The 25213-nt window shown below is 64.9% G+C and carries 17 protein-coding genes and 1 pseudogene; 13 read left to right on the top strand and 5 right to left on the bottom strand.

Going from position 1 to position 25213, the window contains the following annotated elements; genetic code table 11:
- The first annotated feature begins 448 nt into the window (after positions 1-448).
- The 5 genes from CTP10_RS19575 (at position 449) to CTP10_RS19555 (ending at position 6032) form a co-directional block, all read left to right on the top strand.
- Positions 449-1618, top strand: coding sequence for an acyl-CoA dehydrogenase family protein (locus CTP10_RS19575; protein WP_116322635.1), 1170 nt, complete (start codon positions 449-451; stop codon positions 1616-1618).
- Positions 1619-1628: 10 nt separating this feature from the next.
- On the top strand, positions 1629-2828 hold the full coding sequence (locus tag CTP10_RS19570; protein ID WP_116322634.1) for a CaiB/BaiF CoA transferase family protein: 1200 nt from the start codon (positions 1629-1631) through the stop codon (positions 2826-2828).
- Between the two features lie 79 nt (positions 2829-2907).
- Positions 2908-4290: an MmgE/PrpD family protein gene (locus CTP10_RS19565; protein ID WP_116322633.1), complete on the top strand. Its 1383-nt coding sequence runs from the start codon at positions 2908-2910 to the stop codon at positions 4288-4290.
- Between the two features lie 12 nt (positions 4291-4302).
- Positions 4303-5127: an HpcH/HpaI aldolase/citrate lyase family protein gene (locus CTP10_RS19560; protein WP_116322632.1), complete on the top strand. Its 825-nt coding sequence runs from the start codon at positions 4303-4305 to the stop codon at positions 5125-5127.
- A gap of 38 nt (positions 5128-5165) precedes the next feature.
- A complete protein-coding gene (locus CTP10_RS19555; RefSeq protein WP_116322631.1) occupies positions 5166-6032 on the top strand; it encodes an FAS1-like dehydratase domain-containing protein in 867 nt (288 codons plus the stop codon).
- Between the two features lie 1106 nt (positions 6033-7138).
- Here the strand turns inward: CTP10_RS19555 and CTP10_RS19550 are convergent.
- Positions 7139-8110 carry a Bug family tripartite tricarboxylate transporter substrate binding protein gene (locus tag CTP10_RS19550; RefSeq protein WP_116322630.1) on the bottom strand — a complete coding sequence of 324 codons (972 nt, stop codon included), beginning with the start codon at positions 8108-8110 and terminating at the stop codon, positions 7139-7141.
- 73 nt (positions 8111-8183) lie between these two features.
- Positions 8184-9704 (bottom strand): class I adenylate-forming enzyme family protein, encoded by a 1521-nt coding sequence (locus CTP10_RS19545; protein WP_116322629.1) that lies wholly within the window; start codon positions 9702-9704, stop codon positions 8184-8186.
- A gap of 316 nt (positions 9705-10020) precedes the next feature.
- On the opposite strand from CTP10_RS19545, the gene CTP10_RS19540 reads away from it, so the two are divergent.
- From CTP10_RS19540 to CTP10_RS19515, 6 genes are all read left to right on the top strand, one after another.
- The gene (locus tag CTP10_RS19540; protein WP_116322628.1) at positions 10021-11214 is read left to right on the top strand and encodes an acyl-CoA dehydrogenase family protein; all 1194 of its coding nucleotides are present in this window, start codon (positions 10021-10023) and stop codon (positions 11212-11214) included.
- 13 nt (positions 11215-11227) lie between these two features.
- On the top strand, positions 11228-12355 hold the full coding sequence (locus CTP10_RS19535; protein WP_116322627.1) for an acyl-CoA dehydrogenase family protein: 1128 nt from the start codon (positions 11228-11230) through the stop codon (positions 12353-12355).
- A 779-nt stretch (positions 12356-13134) separates the two neighbouring features.
- On the top strand, positions 13135-15369 hold the full coding sequence (locus CTP10_RS19530; RefSeq protein WP_116322626.1) for a phosphocholine-specific phospholipase C: 2235 nt from the start codon (positions 13135-13137) through the stop codon (positions 15367-15369).
- A gap of 274 nt (positions 15370-15643) precedes the next feature.
- Entirely contained in the window at positions 15644-17023 is a 1380-nt protein-coding gene (locus tag CTP10_RS19525; RefSeq protein WP_116322625.1) for a DUF1329 domain-containing protein, read from the top strand.
- 361 nt (positions 17024-17384) lie between these two features.
- Positions 17385-18467 (top strand): IS630 family transposase, encoded by a 1083-nt coding sequence (locus CTP10_RS19520; protein ID WP_116324090.1) that lies wholly within the window; start codon positions 17385-17387, stop codon positions 18465-18467.
- 12 nt (positions 18468-18479) lie between these two features.
- A complete protein-coding gene (locus tag CTP10_RS19515) occupies positions 18480-18779 on the top strand; it encodes a hypothetical protein (protein WP_116324089.1) in 300 nt (99 codons plus the stop codon).
- A 151-nt stretch (positions 18780-18930) separates the two neighbouring features.
- Here the strand turns inward: CTP10_RS19515 and CTP10_RS19510 are convergent.
- Positions 18931-19350 (bottom strand): annotated as a pseudogene (locus tag CTP10_RS19510) (IS110 family transposase); the annotation flags it as partial.
- 370 nt (positions 19351-19720) lie between these two features.
- On the opposite strand from CTP10_RS19510, the gene CTP10_RS19505 reads away from it, so the two are divergent.
- Both CTP10_RS19505 and CTP10_RS41275 read left to right on the top strand, forming a co-directional pair.
- Entirely contained in the window at positions 19721-22129 is a 2409-nt protein-coding gene (locus tag CTP10_RS19505) for a hypothetical protein (RefSeq protein WP_116318656.1), read from the top strand.
- A 3-nt stretch (positions 22130-22132) separates the two neighbouring features.
- Positions 22133-22600 carry an XAC2610-related protein gene (locus CTP10_RS41275; protein WP_442875237.1) on the top strand — a complete coding sequence of 156 codons (468 nt, stop codon included), beginning with the start codon at positions 22133-22135 and terminating at the stop codon, positions 22598-22600.
- 189 nt (positions 22601-22789) lie between these two features.
- Here CTP10_RS41275 and CTP10_RS19500 read toward each other — a convergent pair whose 3' ends face one another.
- Together CTP10_RS19500 and CTP10_RS19495 are read right to left on the bottom strand one after the other, a co-directional pair.
- On the bottom strand, positions 22790-23875 hold the full coding sequence (locus tag CTP10_RS19500; RefSeq protein WP_116318657.1) for a Rieske 2Fe-2S domain-containing protein: 1086 nt from the start codon (positions 23873-23875) through the stop codon (positions 22790-22792).
- 71 nt (positions 23876-23946) lie between these two features.
- Complete coding sequence (locus CTP10_RS19495) at positions 23947-25188, bottom strand: NADH:flavin oxidoreductase (RefSeq protein WP_116318658.1); 1242 nt, start codon at positions 25186-25188, stop codon at positions 23947-23949.
- Between the last annotated feature and the right edge of the window lie 25 nt (positions 25189-25213).

Raw genomic sequence — 25213 nt, 5'->3', positions numbered from 1 at the left:
AGCCCCTGGCGCGGGCCGCACATCGATGCGGCAACGCCCTACCCGGGCGTGCGGCGGCGTCCTACACGGCAAGCGGAAGCTCCCCGACAGTCCCGTCGCGGGGCCGACCCTATATTGGAATCACCACGACTAGTGCAAAACAGGAGCTACACCATGCCCTACATCCTCGCCTGGCTACTTGGTGTCCCGGCCTTCGTCCTGATCCTGATCTGGCTGTTCGTACATTGACACCACGCTGACACTGCCGCAGGGCCACGCGCCCTGCCTGGAAATACCTCAGACGCCCGGCCAAGCCGGGCGTCTTGCGTTCCGGACCCGCTGCGCAACCAGGTGCATAGGGCGCCGCAAGCGCTTCCGGCGACCCTAAGCCGCTCTTTCGCAAATCCGAATTTCGGCGAACAGGGGGGTCGGGAATAATGGCCGCATTCGAATCAGACGGGGCCTCCCCATGCTTGCAGAACAGGATCCAGAGCAGCTGTATCCCGAAATCCGCGAGGCCGTGCGCGATCTTTGCGCCGGCTTCGATTCGGCATACTGGCAGCGCGTGGAAGAGCAGGAAGCCTTTCCCGAGCGTTTCGTGCAGGCGCTGACCCAGGCCGGCTGGCTGTCGGCCCTGATTCCCGAGAGCTATGGCGGCTCGGGCCTGTCGCTGACCGCGGCCTCCGTCATCATGGAAGAGATCAACCGCAGCGGCGGCAATTCCGGAGCCTGCCACGGCCAGATGTACGTGATGGGCTGCCTGCTGCGCCACGGCTCCGAAGAACAGAAGCGCCGCTGGCTGCCGGGCATCGCCTCGGGCGATCTGCGCATGCAGTCGATGGCCGTGACCGAGCCCACCACCGGCACCGACACCACCAAGCTCAAGACCACCGCGGTACGCCAGGGCGACAAGTACATCGTCAATGGCCAGAAGGTATGGATTTCGCGCGTGCAGCACTCCGACCTGATGCTGCTGCTGGCGCGCACCACGCCGCTGGACCAGGTCAAGCGCAAGTCCGAGGGGCTGTCGGTGTTCGTGGTCGACCTGCGCGATGCCATCGGCAAGGGCCTGACGGTCAAGCCGATCCGCAACATGGTCAACCACGAGACCAACGAGCTGTTCTTCGACAATCTTGAGGTGCCAGCCGAGAACCTGATCGGCGAGGAAGGCAAGGGCCTCAAGTACATCCTCGACGGCCTCAACGCCGAGCGCATCCTGATCGCCGCCGAGTGCGTCGGCGACGGCTACTGGTTTGTCGGGCGCGCCAGCAACTATGCGCGCGACCGCATCGTGTTCGACCGCCCGATCGGCCAGAACCAGGCCGTGCAGTTCCCGATCGCACGCTCGTACATCAACGTCGAGGCCGCCAGCCTGATGCGCTACAAGGCGGCGCGGCTGTTCGATGCCGGCAAGCCGTGCGGCAAGGAAGCCAATATCGCCAAGCTGCTGGCGGCCGATGCCTCGTGGGAAGCGGCCAACGTCTGCCTGCAGACGCACGGCGGCTTCGGCTTTGCCGCAGAGTACGACATCGAGCGCAAGTTCCGCGAAACGCGCCTGTACCAGGTCGCGCCGATTTCCACCAACCTGATCCTGTCCTACGTGGCCGAGCACGTGCTCGAACTGCCGCGTTCGTTCTGAGGCTTTTTGCATGTCCCCTGACAACTCCAAGGGCATCCGCCCGCTCGACGGCATCCGCGTGGTCTCGCTCGAACACGCGGTTGCGGCCCCCTTCGCCACTCGCCAGCTTGCCGACCTTGGTGCCCGCGTCATCAAGATCGAGCGTCCCGGCGTGGGCGACTTCGCGCGCGGCTATGACCAGTCCGTGCACGGCCAGGCCTCGTACTTTGTGTGGCTCAACCGGGGCAAGGAAAGCCTGACCCTGGACCTGAAGGATCAGGAGGCGCAGACCATCCTGCACCGGCTGCTGGCCGATGCCGATGTGCTGGTGCAGAACCTCGCCCCCGGCGCGGCCGCGCGCATGGGCCTGGACTTCGACAGCCTGCACGGCAAGTACGACAAGCTCATCGTCTGCGACATCTCGGGCTATGGCGACTCCGGCCCCTATCGCGACAAGAAGGCCTACGACCTGCTGATCCAGGCCGCCGCCGGCCTGGTGGGCCTCACCGGCGGCCCGAACGAGCCGTCGCGCGCCGGCGTTTCGATCGCCGACATCTCGGCCGGCATGTACGCCTACAGCGGCATCCTTTCGGCGCTGCTGCAGCGTGGCCGCACCGGCAAGGGCCTGCGCGTGCAGGTGACCATGCTCGAGGCGATGGCCGAGTGGATGAACCAGGTCCTCTACTTCGGCCACTACGGCGGCAAGCCGCCGGCGCGCTTCGGCGCTTCGCATCCGACCATCGCCCCGTATGGCGTGCATCGCACCGGCGATGGCAGCGTGATCTTCAGCGTGCAGAACGAACGCGAGTTCGCCAGCTTCTGCGAGATCGTGCTCGGCAACCGGGAACTGGCGCAGGACGAACGCTTCTCCAGCAACACGGCCCGCGTGCGCAATCGCCCCGAACTCACCGCCATCATCGAAGCGCGCTTCGCGTCGATGACCGTGGCGCAGGCCGAGGCACTGCTCGACGAGGCGCAGATCGCCAATGCCCCGATGAACGACATCGAGGGCGTATGGAACCATCCGCAGTTGCAGGCACGCCAGCGCTGGCGCGAAGTGGCCACCCCGGGCGGCCCGATCGGCGCGCTGCTGCCGCCCGCCAACCTGTCGGGCGTAGAGCCCGTCATGGGCGACGTACCGGCACTTGGCGCGCACAGCAGGCAGATTCTGGCCGAGCTAGGCTATGCCGACGGCGATATCGCCGCGCTGGCCGACAAGCAGACCATCTGAACGCACCACGCCCGGCCATCTCGCACAGGACGCCGGGCTTTTTCCATTTCCACGAAACCATTTCCGCATCGGAGCCTGCATGAGCCAAGCCGCAGACACCAACTACCCGACCCGCCAGCTGTGCCAGTTCCTGGCCGATTTCAAGCTGACGGACGTGCCCGCGCCCGTGATCGAGCGCACCAAGGACCTGTTCCTCGACTGGATCGCCTCGGCCATCGCCGGCAAGGACGCTCCCGCCGTGCGCCGCCTGCAGGAATTCGCCGCGGCCATGGGCACCGCACAGGGCGACGCCGAAGTGCTGGTGGACCGCCGCCGCACCTCGCCCTACTTCGCCGCGCTGATCAACGGCGCTTCGTCGCATGTGGTCGAGCAGGACGACGTGCACAACGGCTCGGTGCTGCACCCGGCCGCGGTCGTGTTCCCGGCCGTGGTGGCCGCGGCGCAGGCCGAAGGCAAGACCGGTGCCGAAGTGCTGCTGGCGTCGATCGCCGGCTATGAGGCCGGCATCCGCATCGGCGAGTTCATGGGCCGTTCGCACTACACCGTGTTCCACACCACCGGCACCGTCGGCACGCTCGCCGCCGCTGCCGCCGTGGCCAAGCTATACAACCTGGATGCCGAAGGCATCAACCAGGCGCTGGGTTCGGCCGGCACGCAGGCCGCCGGCCTGTGGGAGTTCCTGCGCGACGCCGCCGACTCCAAGCAGCTCCACACCGCCAAGGCCGCGGCCGACGGCCTGCAATCGGCGTGGCTGGCGCGCGCGGGCTTCACCGGCGCAAAGCAGATCCTCGAAGGCAAGCAGGGCATGGCCGCCGGCATGTCGAGCGACGCCAACCCCGCCGCGCTGACCGATGGCCTGGGCACCCGTTGGGCCACCGCCGAGACCTCGTTCAAGTTCTTTGCCTCGTGCCGCCACACGCACCCGGCCGCCGACGCGCTCAAGGTGCTGATGCAGCGCGAAGGCATCAGCGCGGACCAGATCGCCAGCGTCACCACCCACGTGCACCAGGGCGCGATCGACGTGCTCGGCCCGGTGGTCAACCCGGCCACCATCCACCAGGCCAAGTTCTCGATGGGCACGGTGCTGGGGCTGGTTGCCGTGCATGGCCACGCCGGCCTGGCGGAATTCGAGCAGTACGCGCTGCCCGACGCGAAAGTCGTCGACTTCCGCGGCAAGGTCACGATGGAGCTCGACAACGAGATCAACGCCGCTTACCCGCGCCAGTGGATCGGCCGCGTCACGGTCAAGACCACCGACGGCCGCACGCTGGCCGCGCGCGTGGACGTACCCAAGGGCGACCCGGACAACACCTTGTCGCGCCCCGAGCTGGAAGCCAAGGCGCTGCAGCTGGGCGCATTCCGCAATGGCGCCAGCGAGGCCGAGATGCGCGCCATCATCGCGCGCGTGTGGGCGCTGGAGCAGGCGCCCAACGTCAACGACTGGCTGCCCGCCGCACGCTGAGGAACGCCCCGCATGTCTACCGCAGTCACCTACCTGTTCGTCCCCGGCGACCGGCCGGAGCGTTTCGACAAGGCCGCCGCCGCAGGCCCCGACGTGATGATCCTCGACCTCGAGGATGCCGTGCACCCCGACGCCAAGCCCGCCGCGCGCGAAGCCATTGGCGCCTGGCTGGCGGGCAAGCCCGCTGCGCGCGCCATGGTCCGCATCAACGACAGCGCCTCGCCCGCGTTTCCGGCTGACCTGGCCTGGCTGCGCTCGCTGCCGGCCGGCACCGCGCTGGCCGGGCTGATGGTGCCCAAGGCCGAAGACGCCGCCGCTCTGGCGCAGATCGCGCAGGCGCTGCACGCGATCAACCCGCAGGGCGAGCTGGTCGCTATCATCGAGACCGCACTCGGCCTGCACCACGTCGACACGGTGGCCACGGCCAGCGGCGTGGCACGATTGGCATTCGGCTCGCTCGACTATGCCGTCGACCTGGGCTGCAGCCACACCCGCGACGCGCTGGCGTTCGCGCGCGCCCGCATCGTGCTGGCTTCGCGCGTGGCCGGGCTGCCGCCGCCGGTGGACGGCGTCACCACCGCGCTGAAGGACGAAACCATGCTGGCCAGCGACGTCGCCTACGCGCGCGAACTCGGCTTTGCCGGCAAGCTGTGCATCCACCCGGCGCAGCTGGGCGCGGTGCGTGCCGGCTTCCTGCCGAGCGCCGAGCAGCTTGACTGGGCCCGCCGCGTGCTCGAAGCCACCGCTAGCGGCAGCCATGCCGTGCAGGTCGATGGCAAGATGGTCGACCGGCCCGTGATCGAGCAGGCGAAACGCCTGCTGGCGCTGGCGCAATAGCGCCCCGCCTTTCCTGTCTAACCCGAACCTGCAAGCCCATGACTGACGCCACTTCCGAACTCGAACGCCTGCGCGGCTGGATCGGCCGCAGCGAATCGCGCACCGAAACGCTGTCGCCCGAACCAGTGATCGGCCTCGCCGCCACCTTCGACCTCGACCCCGAGGCGGTCGCCGCGGGCCCGCTGCCGCCGCTGTGGCACTGGCTCTATTTCCTGCCGCGCGCGCAGCAACGCGACATCGGCCGCGACGGCCACCCGCACCTCGGCGGCTTCATGCCTCCGGTGCCGCTGCCGCGCCGCATGTGGGCCGGCAGCGAGCTGACCTTCAGCCATCCGCTGCATATCGGCGATACCGTCACGCGCACCTCCACCATCGCGGACGTGCAGTACAAGACCGGCCGTAGCGGCGAACTGTGGTTCGTCGCGGTCGACCACGAACTGACCGTGAACGGCAAGACCGCGGTCAACGAGCGCCACGACATCGTCTACCGCGCCATGCCGGACCCGTCCAAGCCACAGCCGCCGCGCCCGCGCCTGGAGCAAACCGCGCAATGGCAGCGCACGCTGCAGGCCGACCCGGTCATGCTGTTCCGCTATTCGGCGCTGACCTTCAACGGCCACCGCATCCACTACGACCGCGCCTATACGCGCGATGTCGAGGGCTATCCCGGCCTGGTGGTGCATGGCCCGATGCAGGCGATGCTGATGCTGGACCTGGTGGCGCGCGAGCAGCCGCAGGCGCGCGTGAAGCGCTTTGGGTTCCGGGGGCTGGCGCCGCTGTTTGATCAGGACACGATCACCGTTGGCGGCACGGCCGATCCAGCGCAGGCTGGCCGGCTGGTGCTTTGGACTGGCGATGATGCTGGCGGGCAGGCGATGCAGGGGTGGGCGGAGATTGAAGGGTAAAGGTAGAGGCGAGGGCCGCAGGCGGTTGCTGCAGGCGCTGATTCTCTGAGCATGGATGGCGAGTGCCATCTCGGGGAATCGGCGCGCGACCTCGCGTAGCGGAGAATTGCGGGGTCGGGCCACGCCTTGGCGGAGGTGCGCATCACCATCAAAGGCTATGCCTGGATGGCATTCAATCAGGTGCTTGGTGGATCTGTGGTGCTGGTGAGATGTTGTCGCTGGTTGAACCGCCTGGTTCCGCCCTGCTGGGCGGGGCGCTGTTGATGACATGCGGTCGGCCGTTTAAGCGCCCGCTGTCGCTGTTGATGACATGCTGTCGGCCGTTGAACCGCCTGGTTCCGCCCTCCTGGGCGGGTCACTTTTTGGCCGAGCGCCAAAAAGTAACCAAAAAGCGCGTCGCTTAGCGGCTGGCTGAGCCAATTTGGCGCTTTTGGTGATATTGGCGATTTGGGTTTCAGTGAGGCGTGGTCGCGATTCCAGCCTGCTACGCCAAGTGAGTGAGTGTGGGTGCCTGACGAACCCCCACTTTTGAACAATCCCCAGGACGGGTGTCGGCCGCCTGCTGCCTGCGGTATCGCATCATCGCCTTCGGCTGCGCTGCGCGCGGCTCAGTCTCGCGGGTGAGGTGCCTTGGCACGAATCCACATCGCTTCGCTCGCTAAGCGGCGACGGCAATGACCAGAGGGAGATCGGCCGCGCTGCCACATTAGGGCCCGCGCGTAGCGCAGCCGAAGGCGTCCCACCAATATGACATGCAGCAGGCGGCCTACGCCCGGCATGGGGATCGTTCAAGAGCCGGTTAACGCCAGGCACTGGCCCTGAATCACACAGCGTTAGCAGGCCCGAACGGGCACCGAGCCCAAACGGAAATCACCGCCGCCCGACCCACCCACGCCGCCAAATTGATAGCCAGCCGCTCAGGCGACGCGTTTTTTGGTTACTTTTTGGCGCTCGGCCAGAAAGTGACCCGCCCAGGAGGGCGGAACCAGGCGGTTCAACGGCCGACAGCATGTCATCAACAGCGACATGAAGCGACCAGTCCTCGAGCAACCCTTAGAACAACAGGGCCGGCTTCCCGCAGGCCCCCTCGCCCCTCAAAAATCCCCTCAATCCGCCTGAATCCCCGCCTTCTTCACCACCCCACCCCACAGCGCCAGCTCCCGCTGGATCCGATCCCCCAGCTGCTTCGGCGAACTGACATTGACGTCATACCCACCCGCCGCCATCCGCTGCCGGTAAGCCGGATCGTCGCCAATCGCCTTCTGCGCCTTGACCAGCTTGTCCACCACATCCGCCGGCAGCTTCTGCGGTCCGATCAACGCATACCATCCAGTCAGGTCATAGTCCTTCTGCCCCGACTCGATCATGGTCGGCACATTGGGCAGCGCCGGATTGCGCGTCTTCGACGTGACCGCCAGCGCCCGCACCTTGCCGCCATTGATATGGCCGATGGCGGTGCCGGTGATATCGAACATGAAAGTCACCTTGCCGCTCATCACATCCGCCATCGCCGGCGAATTGCCCTTATAAGGCACGTGCAGCATCTTCACGCCGTTCATCTGCGCCAGCAGTTCCGCCGACAGGTGATTCGAAGCCCCCACGCCGGCCGAGCCGAACGAGACGTCCTGCGGGTGCTTGCGCGCGTAGTCGACCAGTTCGCCGACGTTCCTGGCCGGGAAATCCTTGTTCACCAGCAGCACGTTGGTGTAGTCGGTGATCAGGCCGATGTAGGTGAAGTCCTTGACCGGGTTGAAGTTGACCGAACGCTGGATCAGCGGGGTCATGGTCATGGTGGGGCTGGCGACGAAGTACAACGTATAGCCGTCAGGCGTTGCCTTGGCGGTCATGTCGGCCGCGATCGCGCCGCTGGCGCCGGCGCGGTTGTCCACCACCACCGGCTGCTTGAGCACGCGGCCCAGTTGTTCGGCGTAGATGCGCGCGGCGGTATCGACCGGGCCGCCCGGGGCATAGCCCACCAGCAGCTTGACCGGCCGCGACGGATAGACGTCCGTCGCCCAGGCCGCGCCCTGCAGCAGCAGGGTCGTGGTCAGTGCCGCCAGTGTGTTCCAGGTTTTCATTGTTGTCTCCTCCAGATAGGGCTGAAATGCCCGGGCTGGCATGTCGAACCAGCCCGGTAAAGGGAATTCGGGCTCAGTCCAGCAATGCACGCAGCGGCTGCTTGAGCAGCTTGCCGCTGGCCGTCGTGGGAATGACGTCGACGGTGCGGATTTCCGCCGGGCGCTTGTACGGGGCCAGGCATTCGCGCAGGTAGGCGTCGAGCGCCTTGGGATCGACGCTGGCGCCTTCCTGCGTCTCGATAAAGGCGACCACTTCCTCGTTGCCGTCGCTGGCGGGGCGTCCCACCACCGCCGACTGGCGCACGCCGGGGAAGGCGTTGATCACCGATTCGACTTCGATCGGGTAGACGTTGAAGCCCGAGCGGATGATCAGGTCCTTGGAGCGGCCGGAGATAAACAGCGCGCCGTCGGCATCCAGGTAGCCCAGGTCACCGGTATTGAGCCAGCCGCCGGGCAGCAGCGCCTCTGCCGTCTGCTCGGGGTTGCGGTAGTAGCCGAGCATCACGCCGGGGCCGCGCACGCGGATCTGGCCGCGCTCGCCGGCCGGCAGCGGCGTGCCGGCATCGTCGGTGATCTCGATCTCGACGCCTTCGACGATATGTCCGGCCGAGCAGTCCGCACGCGGCGCGTCCATGCGCGTGATGAACAGCGAGCCGGCGTATTCGGTAATGCCATAGCCATGGTGCAGCGACTGGCCAAACAGGGTCTCGACGTCGCGCTTGAGCGTGGGATCGAGCGGCGCGCCGCCGGTGTACAGGTAGCGCAGGCGCGGATACTTGCCCGGGCCTGCGCCGTGCGCCGCCGCGACCGCCAGGATGCGCGTGAACATGGTCGGCACGCCCTGCAGGATGGTCACGCCGGGCGACACCAGCGCTTCGAACACGTCATTGCCGTCAAAGCGCGGGCGCATGAACAGGCTGGCGCCGGCGTACAGCGTGGCCATCAGCACGGTGGCGATGCCGAAGATATGCGACATCGGCAGTGCGCCATAGGCCACGTCTTCCTGCCCCATGTCGCGCGAGGTGGCGGAGATGCGGGCGAAGTGCGTCAGGCCGACGTGCGGCACCATCACGCCCTTGGGCGCGCCGGTGGTGCCGGAGGTATAGATCAGGGTGGCGACCTGGCGGGCCTCTTCGCTGGCCACGCGTTCCGGCGCGCTGGCAGCGCGCACCGCGAGCATGCCGTCGGCAAAGACCGGGCAACCGCTGGCTTGCGCGCCGAGCCGCGTACCGTGCGCGGCGGCCACCTCGGACACATGGCCGGTGAACAGCACCAGCGCCGGCTGCGCGTGGTCGCGGATATTGTCGATCTCGCGCGCGGACAGGCGCGCATTGACCTGGATCGGCCACGCATGCAGCAGGCTGCTGGCGAACAACGTCACCACCATCTCGTTGCAGTTCTCGCCGACCACCATGACCCGGTCGCCCTCGCCCACGCCCTGCGCCACCAGCCAGTCGCGCGCCGCTTCGATGCGCTGCCACAGATCGCCATAACTGAGCACGGCGCCGTTCTCGTACAGGCAAGGCGCGCCGGGCGTCTGCGCGGCCCAGTGGCGGGGGATATCGTGGATATATTGGGGACGGAAGGAAGACATGCGGCTGGCTCGTTCGGGATACGGCTGGGTTGGCGATGCTTGCCGGCGGCGAATGCGCCGGAATGCACCCCGACGCACTTGAGCAGGCCGCGCCAGTTTGCGCCAAGGCCGGCCGCCGCGGTATTTGGAATTGGCTAAGGCCGTGTTCGGCAGTGCCGCCACCACCCGGCTCAGGTGGTTCCGCCGGCACGAAGGGCGACTTTATGATTGAAAAAGCAATGGAGGACGCCCGCGCCCTACAATCGGCCGGCACACCTAGGGCTGCAACCGGTTGCTTGCCAGCACCGGACCGCCCGCGTAACGAGGGGACATTCAGATGGATTTGCGTTTCACCGCCGAGGAACAGGCCTTCCGCGAGGAGGTCCGCGCTTTCGTGCAGGCCAAACTGCCGGAAGACATCCGCAACAAGGTGCTCAACCACCAGCGCGTGGAAAAGGACGACTACGTCCGCTGGCACCGCATCCTGCAGGCCCAAGGCTGGGGCGCCCCCACCTGGCCCACGCAATGGGGCGGCACCGGCTGGACCGCGCTGCAGCGCCTGATCTTTGAAATCGAGACCTTCCGCGCCGGCGCGCCGCGCCTGCTGCCGTTCGGCCTGACCATGATCGGCCCGGTGCTGATGAAGTACGCCAGCCCGGAGATGCAACAGCGCTTCCTGCCGCGCATGCCGGGCGTCGAAGACTTCTGGTGCCAGGGCTACTCCGAGCCGGGCTCCGGCTCCGACCTGGCCTCGCTGAAGACCCGCGCAGTGCGCAAGGGCGACAAGTACATCGTCAATGGCCAGAAGACCTGGACCACGATGGCCCACTTCGCCGACTGGATCTTCTGCCTGGTGCGCACCGATCCCGAAGCCAAGGCGCAGGAAGGCATCTCCATGCTGCTGATCGACATGAAGTCGCCCGGCGTGACGGTGCGCCCGATCAAGACGCTGGACGGCGGCCACGACGTCAATGAAACCTGGTTCGAAGACGTGGAAGTGCCGGTCGAGAACCTGGTCGGCGAAGAGAACCGCGCCTGGACCTACGCCAAGTACCTGCTCGGCCATGAGCGCACCGGCATTGCCGGCATCGGCCATTGCCACCGCGAACTGCGCCAGCTCAAGCACTACGCCAGCCAGACCACCGACGGCGCCGGCCGTCCGCTGATCGAAGACGTGCGCATGCGCGACAAGATCGCCCGCGTGGAAATGGACATCATGGCACTGGAAATGCTGCTCCTGCGCGTCGCCACGCAGGCCGCCGGCACGCCGGGTCCGGAAGCGTCGATCGTCAAGATCCGCGGCTCCGAAGTGCAGCAGGACCTGGGCATGCTGATGATGGAAGTGGCCGGCCCCAACGCCTGGCCGTATTCGCCGGACTGGCTCGAATCCGGCGCGACGCAGCCGGTGTCCGGCCCCGAGTGGGCCGCCCCCGCTGCCTCCACGTACTACGACATGCGCAAGACCTCGATCTACGGCGGCGCAACCGAAGTGCAGAAGAACATCATCTCCAAGATGATCCTGGGTTTCTGAAGGGATAGCTGACATGGACTTCACCTACAGCGAAGAGCAACAGATGCTGGCGGACAGCCTGCGTCGCTTCATCGACACCGAATACACCTTCGAGGCCCGCCGCAAGAGCGCGCGCCAGGGCGAAAGCCTGGATCGCGGCATGTGGAACAAGCTGGCCGAAATGGGCGTGCTGGGCCTGACCGTGCCCGCCGACTTCGGCGGCTTCGGCGAAGGCCCCGCCAGCCAGCTGGTGGTGCAGCGCGAGCTGGGCCGCGGCCTGGTGCTGGAACCGGTCACGCCCAGCGGCGTGATGGCCGCCGCCACCCTCAACGCCTGCGGCAGCGACGCGCAGAAGCAGGAATGGCTGCCGGCGATCGCATCGGGCGAACGCATCGTCACGCTGGCCTACCTGGAACCGACTACGCGCTACCGCCCGGAATCGGCCCGCGCCAGCGCCGAGCGCAGCGGCGACAGCTACGTGATCAGCGGCACCAAGAGCGTGGTCTGGCACGGCGCCGCCGCCGACGCCTACCTGCTGACCGCACGTGTATCCGGCAGCAACGAGATCGCACTGTTCCTGGTGCCGCGCGACAGCAAGGGCCTGGGCGTGACCGCCTATCCCACCATCGACGGCCTGCGCGCCGCCGACCTGTCACTGCAGAACGTCACGGTACCGGCCAGCGCGCTGGTGGGCCAGCCCGCCGACGGCCTGGCGGCGCTGGGCGTCGGCCTGGAGCACGGCATCGCCGCACTGTGCGCGGAAGGCGCGGGTGCGATGGAAAAGCTGATCCAGATCACCGGCGAGTACCTGGCCACGCGCCAGCAGTTTGGCAAGCCGCTGGCCAGCTTCCAGGCGCTGCAGCACCGCATGGCCGACATGCTGGTGCAGAAGGAACTGGCGCTGTCGATGGCTTACGTGGCCGTGCAGGCGCTGGATGAAACCGATCCGGCCGCGCGCCGGCGCATGCTGTCTGCCGCCAAGGTGACGGTTGCACGCGCCGGGCGCTTTGTCGGCCAGCAAGCGGTGCAGCTGCACGGCGGCATGGGCATGACCGACGAGCTGTCGGTGGGCGACTACTTCAAGCGCCTGACCATGCTGGACCAGTTGCTGGGCGACAGCGACTACCATATGCAGCGCTTCGGCGAAGTAATGGAAGCCTGATCCCGGTTGCGGCCGCTGGCCGCAGTCGTGCGCGTGGCCGGGCATCTGCCCGGCCACGCGTCGTTTTATCGCAGCGCAAGACGCTCGCATCCTGCCCCGGCCAGGTGATATTCATACAAGTCGCCTCCCGTCGCCACAGCGTGGCGTCCAGGGGGCCGCAAGCCGCCACAGGCCATAGCCGCGTACTCCGATCCGCCGCGGCAAGAACTACAGCGTGACTGACGGTACGGGCCGCTGACCGCAGCATGACGTGCCGCCACCCGGCAGTCGGCAACGATCTCGCGCGGCCAGTTCACCACCGTGACCGTGGACGGCTTCAACGCGGCGCCCGTCCATACCCCCAACAGCGTGCACATCCGGCTGGACGCGTAAGCCCCTGTCCGCCTCTCCCAGCCATGTCGGGAAAGGCGCTTCATTCTCCTGAGCGCAATGCATCGGCGGAACCGGCGGGCCGGCGGGCCAGTGCACAACGCGTCACGAGCATGTCATCGCCACCGCTTAGCCTTGCGGCCTGCCGATCCGGCAAACCCATCACAACAATCCAACGATGCCCATGGAAGAAGCCAAACTGACACCTGGCCTTGTGGCCGCGTGCCTCGCAGCGCTGCTGTTGAGTGCCTGCGGCGGGAGCGACGACGAGAAGCCTGTGCAGCCGCCAGCCGCAGCCCAGCCGGGCGCCTCGACGCCTGCAGCCCCTGGTGCGCCCGACAAGCGCTGCGCGCCCTGAATGCGGCGGCTGGCATAGCCCGCGTCCCTCCACATCCTCCCAGCACAACGACATGATCTCCCGCCGCAAGTTTCTGCAGGCGAGCACCGGCGCGGCCTTTTCCGCCGCGGCGCTGGCCGCCTTTCCTCCGAGCATCCGCCGCGCGCTGGCTATCCCGGCAAACAATGCCACCGGCACCATCATGGATGTCCGGCACGTGGTCATCCTGATGCAGGAAAACCGCTCATTCGACCACTACTTCGGCACGCTGGCAGGCGTGCGCGGATTTGGCGACCGCCTCACGATCCCGCTGCCGAACGGGCGCAACGTCTGGCAACAGGCGCGTGCCAACGGCAGCATCGTGACGCCCTACCATCTGAACGGCAGCGCCAACAACGCACAGCGCACGGCCGGCACGCCGCACGCGTGGGCCGACAGCCAGGCCGCCTGGGACCACGGCCGGATGTCGCGCTGGCCCGTCGCGAAGACCGATACGTCGATGGGGTACTTCAAGGAACAGGAAATTCCGTTCCAGTTCGCGCTCGCCAAGGCGTTCACGCTGTGCGACGCCTACCATTGCGCGATGCACACGGGCACCGACGCGAACCGCTCGTTCCACATGACCGGCACCAACGGCGTGATTCCGCAGAACGTGGCGTTCGTCAACAACGAGTGGGATGCGATCAACGGCGTCGCCGCCGATGCCAACACCGGCTACACGTGGAAGACCTACGCCGAGCGCCTGGAAGAAGCCGGTATCAGCTGGATCAGCTACCAGAACATGCCCGACGAATGGGGCGACAACATGCTTGGTGCCTTCCAGAGCTTCCGCCGTGCCAACCTGAACTCGGGCTTCCCGGTGTCCAGCGGCGGTGCGCCGCAATCGCCGTACACGAGCACCGGCCAGGCGCTGCCGTACCACGCCTACGATGCAGCCAGCGACAACGCCGCCAACCCGCTCTACAAGGGCGTTGCCAACACGTTGCCGGGCACGCAGCCTGACCAGTACCTTGACGCTTTCAAACGCGACATCGCTAACGGCACGCTGCCCCACGTTTCGTGGATCAACGCGCCGTCGATCTATTGCGAGCATCCGGGACCTTCGTCGCCGGTCCAGGGCGCCTGGTTCCTGCAGGAAGTGCTGGACGCGTTGACCAGCAACCCGGACGTCTGGAGCAAGACGGTGCTGCTGGTCAACTTCGACGAAAACGACGGCTACTTCGACCACGTGCCCTCGCCTTCAGCCCCGTCGCGCCATCCGGACAGCTCGCTGGCCGGCAAGACCACGCTGCCCGACGCCGACCTCGCCGCCGAATACTACACGCAGCAACCACCGGCCGGCAGCACAAGCCAGCCGGCGCGCGACGGCCGCGTCTTCGGTCCGGGTCCGCGCGTGCCGATGTTCGTGATCTCGCCGTGGAGCCGCGGCGGCTGGATCAACTCGCAGGTGTTCGACCACACTTCCGTGCTGCGCTTCCTTGAGGCGCGCTTCGGCGTGCAGGAGTCCAATATCAGCCCGTTCCGCCGCGCGGTCTGCGGTGACCTGACCACGGCATTCAACTTCCAGACACCGAACACCGAGGCGCTGCCCACACTGGCCGGGCGTGGCACCCGTACGTCCGCGGACCAGTTGCGCACCGCCCAGCAGGCGCTGCCGGCCGTGCCGGTACCGACGACCGCGCAATTGCCGCAGCAGGACACGGGTTCGCGCCCGTCGCGAGCCCTGCCCTACGAGCTGCACACCAGTGCGCGCGGCAACGTCAACGGCACCGTGCAGTTGCTGTTCGCGAATTCGGGAAAGCAGGCCGCCGTCTTCCACGTCTACGACCGCAACGACCTGGACAGCGTGCCGCGTCGTTACATGGTCGAGGCCGGCAAGACCTTGTCCGATACCTGGGCCACCTCGTCGGCCGATGCCGGCCAGTACGATCTCTGGGTACTCGGCCCGAACGGCTACCACCGGCATTTCAGGGGAGATACGAAGGTACTCGACGCCGCGCGCGCCAATCCGGAGATCCGGGTCTGCTACGAAGTCGCCAACGGTGACGTGTATGTCGACCTGATTAACATGGGCAATGCGCCGTGCACGTTCCGCGTCACGCCGCTGGCCTACCGGACGGACGGGCCGTGGGAAGCCTCGGTGCCGGCAGGCGGCACGCAGACCCTGCATTGGGCGCTGAAGGACAGCGGCAACTGGTATGACTTCGCGGTGACCAGCAGCAGCGATGCCACGTTCTACCGGCGCTTTGCGGGCCGTGTGGAAACCGGAAGCCACTCGGTGACCGACCCGGCGATGGGCATGCTCTAAGCTGCGCCGTGCAATGCCGGAGCCCATGGCGCGCGCCATGGGCTTCTTGCATGCTACCCGCCTGATTATCCCGCTCTTGCGGCGCGTACGCCGCGCCCAGGCACTCCCGCAAGTCTCAGGGCCCCGGGTCCACCTGCGCCGCGCGGGCGCCAGCTCCGAGGTGCCTAGGGAAATCCACTAGTCCGTTCCAACGATTCCCCTCCCGCGCACCATCACTACGCTGTCTCCACAGGCACAGGCGCCGCCGGCCATCCCATCAAGGAGCGAGACTGCAATGACATCCACTACACATCGACTGCTGCGCGGCAGCCTGCTGGTGACCAGCATGGCACTGGCCGCGGCATCGTGGGCCAAGGTCACCCCGGAGGACCTCAAGCAGCTTGACGGCACCCTCACGCCCATGGGCGCGGAGCGGGCCGCCAGCAAGGACGGCGACGTGCCCGCATGGGCCGGCAAGTGGCTGGGAACGCCGCCAAACGTCAAATACCAGCGCGGCGAACGGTATCCGGACCCGTATGCCGACGAGAAGCCCCTGTTCGTCATCACCGCGCAGAACATGGCGCAGTATGCGGAGCGCCTCAGCGACGGCCAGAAGGCGCTGTTCAAGAAGTACCCCGACACCTTCAAGATGCCGGTGTACGCCAGCCATCGCGACTTCCGTTACGAAGACGCCGTCTACAAGGACATCCGCACCTACGCCACCACCGTCAAGATGACGGACGATGCCAACGGGCTGAAGGACGCGGGCCCGCAAGTGCCCTATCCGATCCCGAAGACGGCAATGGAGCTGCTGTGGAACCAGCGCTTCTCGTCGGCCGTCGGCACCGAGAAGGCGCAGTACGACCAGGCCGTGGTCTATCCGAATGGCACGACCGCGTGGGGGCGGGTCTCGTACAGCATCCTCTCGCCGCGCAACAACGGCAAGTTCGACCCGCACAACGCACTCAACGAGCGCTCCTTCTTCCGCACTGCAACCGACCTGCCGCTGCGCGACCGGGGCCAGGTGATCGTGGGTTACGCCGTATGGGACCAGGAAGGCTCGGACACCAACCGCACCTGGATCTACAACCCGGGCACGCGGCGCGTGCGCCAGGCGCCGGAATTCGGCTTCGACCAGCCCCAGGGCCCCGGCGGCTTCCGCACCGTGGATGACGATCGCCTCTTCAACGGCTCCGGCGAGCGCTACAACTGGAAGATCGTCGGCAAGAAGGAGGTCTATGTCCCGTACCACAACTACAAGCTGCAGAGCACGTCGATCAAGTACAAGGACCTGCTGACCAGCGGCCACGCCAACCCTGACGTCATGCGCTATGAGCTGCATCGCGTCTGGGTCCTGGAAGCAACGCTCAAGTCCGGCTTCCGTCACCAGTATGCGAAGCGCGTGCTGTATCTCGACGAAGACACCTGGCAAGCCCTCGCCGCCGACAACTACGATGGCCGCGGCCAGCTGTGGCGCACCAACCTGCAGGCCTCGGTCTACGCCTACGATGCGCGCCGCTATCATCCGACCGCGGTGTTCTACCATGACCTGATTTCCGGCGCTTACTTTGCGGACCGCCTGACCAACGAAGGCCCGATGTTCCAGCTGAACAACAGCCCCGAGTTCACCGAAGCATTCTTCTCCCCGGACGCTGCACGCGGGACTGGTACCTGATCGAATCGCATGATCTCCGGCCGGGCGAGGCTTCGCCCGGCCTTGCCACATCTCCTCCCCCCCTTTTTCCCCCGCCACTGCGCGCGCGCACGACCGTGATGCCTGGCGCCGGCGTGGCCATGCGCCATGAACATGGGCGCGGCGATCAGCCAGCTATCTGCGCGAGTGTCGCGTGCACTGAGCGTTTAATCGCATTGCAAAAATTTTGTCACGACGTCGCCGGGAGATTCGGCGTGATCGAATGATCTTTAGGAAACGTCCGATATTCCGCTGCGCGCCCCCTTCCCTACTATTCGACATCTACTAGTACAACATCCCGTAAATATCTTGAATAAGTAATCGCCTCGGATATCATGGCGGGATGAGCCGAGGCCGCCAAGCAATGCCAGTGAAGCTGGCGAAAAGGGAAAGACAGGAACTGCAAACGCTGATCGAGCGGAAGACGGCCGCGCAGCGAGATGTGATGCGTGCGCGAATCGCGTTGTGGGCCCACGAGGGTCACGCTAACACGGTCATTGCGCGGGAACTGGGTGTATCGGCGCAAACGGTCTGCCTGTGGCGTAAGCGCATTGCGCAGCAAGGTGTCCAAGGAATTCGGGAGGGCGAGCGCAGTGGCCGGCCGCCACGTATCAGCCAGGAGGCGCGACTGCAGTTGATTGCGCTGGCATGTGAGACGCAGGAACCTGAAGGTCGAGTCACGCCCACGCTCGATGAGATCGTGACGCGCGCTGTGGAGCGTGGAGTCGTCGAGCAAATCAGCCGCAGCCAGGTGCAGCGCATTCTGCAGGCCGGCGACGTGCGTCCGCACCGGGTCCAGCAATGGCTGCATAGCCCAGATCCGGCCTTTCGTGAGAAGGTCAACGGGATTTGCAAGCTGTATCGCAAGGCGCCTCGGAACGCGGTGGTGCTCAGTATCGACGAGAAGACCGGCATTCAGGCCATCGAACGCAAGCACCCTGGACGCGCACCTGCACCGGGACGACTGCGTCGTCGCGAGTTTGAGTATGTTCGTCACGGCACCCAGGCGTTGATTGCAGCGCTGGACGTGCACACCGGACAGGTGTTGGCAGAATGCCGCGACCGGCGCACCCAGGACGACCTGGTGGCCTTCATGGAGCGCGTGGCCGCCGCGTATCCGGGCAAACAGGTGCACGTCGTGTGGGACAACCTGAACACACATTGCGCCCAGGCCGTCTGGCAGGCGTTCAACGCGCGACACGATGGGCGGTTTCACTTCCACTTCACGCCATTGCACGCGAGTTGGGTCAATCAGATCGAACTCTGGTTTGCCCGCTACACGCGCCGGGTACTGCGCAATGCGAGCCACACCAGCATCGCGCACCTGCGCGAGCGCACCGAACAGTTTGTCCGCGCGCACAATCAGGCGGCGTGCCCGTTCAAATGGTCTTTCCGGGGCTATCCGCTGCAAACCGGCGCATCGTAATCGAGGATAGAAATGTCAGCCTTACCCGCCAAACATTATGCTGCCAAATTGCAGGGGCAACTGCGCAGCCTGCTCGGCCACGAGCAGATCATCACGCAAGCCTACGGGCGTCACCTGTTGATTAAGCGTCTGGACGACCAAGAGCCGACCGTGGTGGCTCGGTTGACCGAGCTCGGTCGCAATCGTTATGGCGCAGCTTTTCGCACCCATAGCGGGCGTTGGGAACCGTTGCCAGGCAACGGTACACTCGACGAGATGGCCGAGGTGGTCGTCTCGCTCTTGAACCCGTATCTGCAGCCCGATAATTATTGAAGCTATTTAAGGGATGTTGTACTAGGAAGCGCTAAACAGGATGAGCCATGGGATCCACGTTGCACCCGAGGCGAGGCGTTTGAGCAGGCGGCGGATGGTCTTGTTGACGTCGTGACGGTCGAAGTAGTCGGGACCAAGGTCGGCATATTCAACGCCGTCGCACGAGTTGCTTGCGGGTGCGCGTGAGATCGCGCAACTCCTGAATGGCCGCCGGCGGCACGAAGCTCGATCGGATCAAACCATGGGCGAGCAGATCGGCAATCCACATCGCGTCGTTGACGTCGGTCTTGCGGCCGGGCACGTTGCGGATGTGCTGGGCGTTGGCCAGGACCAACTCGAAGCTGCCCTTGAGGATGTGCCACACCGGCTTCCAGTACACCCCGGTGGCTTCCATAGCCACGTGGGTGCAGCCGTGCAGCGCCAGCCAGTCGGCCAGCGCCAGCAAGCCGGCGGTGGTGCTGTCAAAGCTGCACACTTCCTGATGCGCGGGCGCCGAGACGCAGCGCACACAGGCCACGATGGTGTCCTTGTGGACGTCGAGTCCGGCACAACGGTGATAGAGAACTTGCATGACTCCTGCCAGAGTCTATGGCATCGGCAGCAGCCCTCGTTGTCGAAATCTACTAGGCGCGCTCCGGGGTGTCACCACCCGTGGTCGCAATTTGGGGTGCTCGCAGGGCTGCGGGTCCAACTATTGAACGGGCTCGGGGCACCAAAGATGGGCCGACCTCGTTGCCGATACCAGATCGGATCTTATGCCGATCCAATCGCAAGTCGCCAACCGCAAGCGCGCTTCATTCTTCGGGGTCGGGCGCGCCCGATGGAAAACTATTGACGCGTCTCAAATGCGGGCGCAGCGATTGCTCCGCAAAATTGCCAATCCCTTGGCTGCGGCGGCGAATGTCCGACCTGGCGATCCGTGCCCGTCTACCCCTTGAATCATGATCCTCAGCCCTCCCTTTCTGCCGTCCGATGGACTGACCTCCAACGACCCGGACAGTATCGATCCGATGATGGATGCCGTGGACAAGTTCGAACTGGCCCACCACGGCGTCTATCCCATCGCCTTCGACCGCCGCTGGCACTGCGGCGCGCACCTGCAACCGAAGTACCAGAACGATGCCGTCCGTGCCATAGCCGACGGGGAAGTCGTTGCCTATCGCGTCTGCCAGAAGGCTATTGCTGACGGACAAAAGGACGTCAATGGCGGCGATGCCCTGAACTCCAATCTCGGCTTTGTGATGCTCAGGCACAAGACCGACACCGGCGATGGCCGCACAATCACCTTCTACTCGCTGTACATGCACCTGCTGGACCTCGACAGCATTAGAAAAAAGATTGGGCCGTTGCCGAACAATCCGCCAGAGGTCGGGTCATCCACCGCGCTGCCGAAATGGCTCGCCTATCCGACCGATGGGGTGCAATCGCCCAAGGGCCTGAAGGTCTACCGCAAGGATATGCTCGGATATCCCGGGGCATGCCACGGGCAATCGCACCTACACTTCGAGACCTTCATGACCGAGAGCGACTTCGCGGCGTGGTTCAATCAGTCCGGCCATGCGGTCCAACTCGGCAACAAGACCCCCACCACACCGGCGTCCAAGGACTACTGGGGGCACAGCTATTTCGTGATTCCCGGCGGTCAGGCATTCGTCAGCGCACCGCCCGGGGCCATTGGCACCACCGCCCCTTACTTCCCGCCGCTGCAGGCGGGCACGCTGGACGCGGCTAGCAAGTTGTATGTCGCGGCGTATTTTCACAAGGGCCACCGCTACACGCGCGCCTGGGTGGAAAAAAACGGCGCCCTCACGCTCCTGACCCCCAAGCCGGTACGGGACACCTATGCCGAATACGAGTACAAGATGTATGCGCGCGCTACCGCGCTCTATCCCTCATGCCCGAGTGACGGTTACGAGTTGCTGCGATTTGGCCGTATCCTGAGCGAGCAGCCGAAGCTGCCGCCGGCAGCGCAGAAAACATGGGTGTCGGTGCCGTTCGAGGCGGGCAAGCAGGGATACGTCGACATCAGTCTGAACACGATCCAGAAGCTCTCTGACGCAGACTTCCCCTTCTTCATGGGATGGCAGGAGATCGAGGAAGGCAATACGCCGTTCAGCCAGGACGGTCTGTGCGACCAGGACGAACTGCGCAAGATGGTCGCGGTGGTCGAGGACCTGGAAACGCCCGCTGACCGGCTACGCGAAGGATTCGAGCAGGAAGACAAGCTGGCCGCGTATATCCACACGCACGCCGAGGTACGGGCGAAACTGCGGGGTCTCATTTGTCACGCCCCGAGTGAATGGGATGCGAGCGCCAACGAGGCGCGCCACAAGCGGCTGAAGGACCCCGGTGGCTTCTTTGGCAGGCGCAAGGACATCGACCCGTATGGCTACGACAAATTCATGGCGTTCCACACGCAGTTCCAGTTCATGGAGCAGACCCCACTCGGCGGCGGCAAGAAGTTCTGGTTCTTCCACCCGCTCGCGTTTTTGCGGCATTTCAGGAAGTGTGGGTGGCTGAATCAAACTGAAATTGCCTCGACTCTTCCCAAGCACATGTTTTATACGACATCAGGTGCTATCAGAACCGCAATTACGACTACCGGCCCCACCTACACGCTCACTCATAACGATGCTGAGTCTCGCATTGCAAAATTTGTGATCGAGTTAAATAGATGCATGCGAAAGTATCTTGGGGTTGACAAGAAACGAGCAGGTATATTTTTGGCGCAAATTCTTCTGGAAACCGCTCAGTGGAGAAATCTCGGCGGATCGAGGCGATTGTTGCATGAGTGGGGCTTCGGCCAATATTCGAGCGCGAACCCCGCCACCCAGTACTACACGGTATTTTATGGCCGCGGAATTGTGCAACTCACGTGGGCTGGAAACTATCGCGATTATGGAACGTTTTCTGCCATCCCCAATCATATTGCCGCATATACTGAGCGCCTAACCCCAGCATCACCTAGAATTACGAGTAGTTCACTACACTACACATCGAACCCAAGCGATAGTGGGAAACTCATCCAATGGGCCCCTAGATATGATCCAGACATCATTGGGGAGAGTCCCTTCTTTTCCTGTGACTCCGGCGGCTACTATTGGATATCAAAGCCATTTTCGGAGGGGACGAACATAAATCGCGTTGCCGATCGCGAATATAGCCCCAAGCAAATCGACCTAATTAATCGCCTCGTTAATGGCGGAGGGAATGGGTATTATGAGAGACAGGCATACACAGCATTTATTCTTAACAGGATGCTTGATCGCTCCGACAAAAGATTCGCCGAGACAATTGCACCTCCAGCACCAAAAGCGAAAGTTTCCCCAAACATGGAAGTGGCATCCTAGAATATGCGCAACAGTTTATATTTGTTTGTTTTCGCGTTAATTGTTCACTGCGGAAACGCAAAAGCAATAGAAGAAATCGCTTTTACCCCGTCCGCTGGCGTAAAGGCAACCATTGCAATTCATGACAGCCTCGTTTCCGTGCGCGTATGCAGCACAAGGAATTGTAATAGCAGCGTCTTCAGCGTTGACGCTGACAACTCAAATTCCATTCGAATCGAAAAGGTAGATTACAATTTTGATGGAAAAATTGATTTCTCACTGAAATACCTGGATGAGGGAATGGGAGTATATTTTATTCATCGAGTGTTTTTGTACTCAAAAACCACAAGGAATTTTAAAGAATACTTCCCGCGCTGCGGTGACGAATTTATCAACTTGAAAATCGATAAGAAGAAAAGACGATTGATTAGCACATATTTCCGCGACAACACTCCGAAGCTTTGCATTTCATATCCACCCAAATCTCTCTAAGAAAATGCACGTTGCAAGCGCTTCGTCGACCTTGAGCATCATGGGACGCCCTCTGGTGCGCAAGGGCGCTGCCAACGCTGCACCGCATCAAGGCCGCCGTCCATCGACACCACCCAGGCATGCACAAATGCCGCCTGCGGCCCGCAAAGGAGCCAGAGGCGGCATCGGTAACGACCACGGCTCTCGTGGTCAGCCCTCAAACACGTGCCGCAGCACCGGCGGCTCGATATTGCCCGGATTCAGCTCGATCACGCGCCGTGCCACGCTGGAAGCGCGCACCTGCTCCACGTCGGTGTAGAACTGCTGGTACCAGTCACGCATCTGATAAATCGGCCCATCGCCCTCGCACAGCAGCGGGTTGTCGATGCGGATCTTGCTGTCCCAGATCGCCACGTCCTCATAGAACGCCTGGCGCGCCTGCTCCACGTAGGCTTGCGCCATGGCGCGGTTCTGCTCGTCGCTCAGCCCCGGGATCTTTTTCACCAGCACCCCGTAGCGCAGCACGAAGCTGTGCAGGTCGATCGGCACATGGCAGTTGAGCAGGACGGAGTGGATCTCCTGGTCGCCCATGCGGCCACTCATATCGGTGATGTGGTACGCCGGACCGAAGTACGTGGACAACGCCGTCAGCTGCGCGTCGCCCGACAGCCGGGCACTGCGCCCGATCATCAGCTGCGTGGCCTTGTGGTCTTCAAACAGGTTGGCGAAATAGTCGACCGGGGAACCGTGGACGGTGCCGAAATGCGCCATGTCGGAAATATTGTCCACCAGCTCGCGGCAGTTGGTGCGGATCACCATCTCGTCCATGGCCCATTCCGACCACTCCGCCGAGAAGCACGCATCGATACGCGGAATCGCCACCTCCGGCGGCGCCGCGCGGCCCTCGGGGTCGTGCCAGATAAACAGCAGCCGGTTCTGCTCGCAGGTCTGCCACGCGCCGACACGCGCTTTGGGCGGCACCCGCTTGCAGTAGGGGATCGACTTGCAGCCGCCGTCGCCGCCCCATTGCCAGGCGTGGAACGGGCACACCAGGTTGTCGCCCTGCACGGTGCCGGTGCTGAGGTCCGCGCCCATGTGCGGACAGTGGCCGTCGATCACGCGGATGGCGCCGGTCGAGTCGGCGAACGCCGCCAGGCGCCGGCCGAAGATATCGAGTGTGTGCGGCTTGCCGTCGCGGTAGGCGTCGGCCAGGCCGAGGCAGTGCCAGCCGCGCGCGTAGCGGGCCTCGGGCGGGCGTGATTCGATCTTGTAGCCGCTGATGCCGGTTTGGCTCATGGTGTCTCCTTGAAATCCCGTGGGAACTTCAAGATAAGAGCGTCTGGCCGGTACCTCATCGTCCCATCGGACTACTGCAGTGCGACAAGGCGCGTCAGCGTCGGATCATTGCCCGGGCCATGCACGCAGCTGACGCCGGCGGGATCGTAGATCCTGGCCACGCAGCCATTGCAGCTGTCGCAGGCCGAGCGCTGCACGGCGCCGCTGCGCCAGTTGGCGACCAGCGCGGGATCGTGGATCAGCGCGCGCGCCAGCGCGATGCAGTCAAAGCCCTCTGCCATCACCTGCGCCACGTTGTCGAGCGACTTGACGCCGCCGACATAGGCCAGCGGCATGCGCACCGCCTGCCGCATCACGCGCGATGCCTCGAGGAAATACAGTTCGCGGAAGGCCAGGTCGCGCGGCGTGCTGCGTTCCAGCATGGTGATGCCGAAGCGCGCCAGCGCAGTCGGTGCCGCGGCCTTCATCTGCGCCGTAGGCATCGGGCTGCCGAACAGCACCCACGGGCTTTCCACGTTGCGGCCGCCGCTGAGCGTCAGCAGGTCGGCCCCTTCCGCCTCCAGGATGCGCGCGGTCACGGCGGAATCCGCGGGCTGGTTGCCGCCCGGCACGCCGTCGCTGACGCTGAGCTTGCAGCAGACCGCCAGGTCGGCGCCGACGGCATCCTTGACCTGCCGCAGCACCGCGGCCGGGAAGCGCGTACGGTTCTCCACGCTGCCGCCGAACGCATCGCGCCGCCGGTTGCTCAGCGGCGACAGGAACTGGTTGAGCAGGTAGCCGTGGCCCATGTGGATCTCGAGCGCGTCAAAGCCGGCTTCGCGCGCCAGCCGCGCCGCCGCGGCAAACTGGCCGGCCACGCGCGCCATGTCGGCCTCACGCATGGCGCGCTGGAAATACACGCCGTGCATCATGCCGAAGGCGTTCATGCCGGACGAGGCGCTGCCCGGCGCGCGGCTGCCGCCGTGGCGCATCGTGGTGAACGATCCCGCATGCGTGATCTGCAGGCAGGCCGCCGCGCCTTCGCGATGCACCGCCTCGGTCAGCACGCGCAGGTGTGGCACCTGCTCGGGCCGCATGCTGAGTTGGTGCGCGAAGGTAAGTCCGTCGTCAGCCACGGCTGCGTAGGCCACCGTGGTCATGCCCACGCCGCCGGCGGCGAGTTCGCGGTGGTGCCTGACCAGTGCCTGCGTTGGCAGGCCGTGCGGCGTCATGCCTTCGTTGGCGCCCGCCTTGACGAAGCGGTTGCGCAGCGTGAGCGGGCCGATGTGCAGCGGCGTGAAGGCCGACGCTGCGGATGCCTGGCTATCGTGCATGATGTCCTTCCGGTTCACCCGCGAC

It is taken from the genome of Cupriavidus sp. P-10 (genome assembly GCF_003402535.2).
Lineage (GTDB): Bacteria > Pseudomonadota > Gammaproteobacteria > Burkholderiales > Burkholderiaceae > Cupriavidus.
This window is presented reverse-complemented; position numbering and strand designations above follow the sequence as displayed.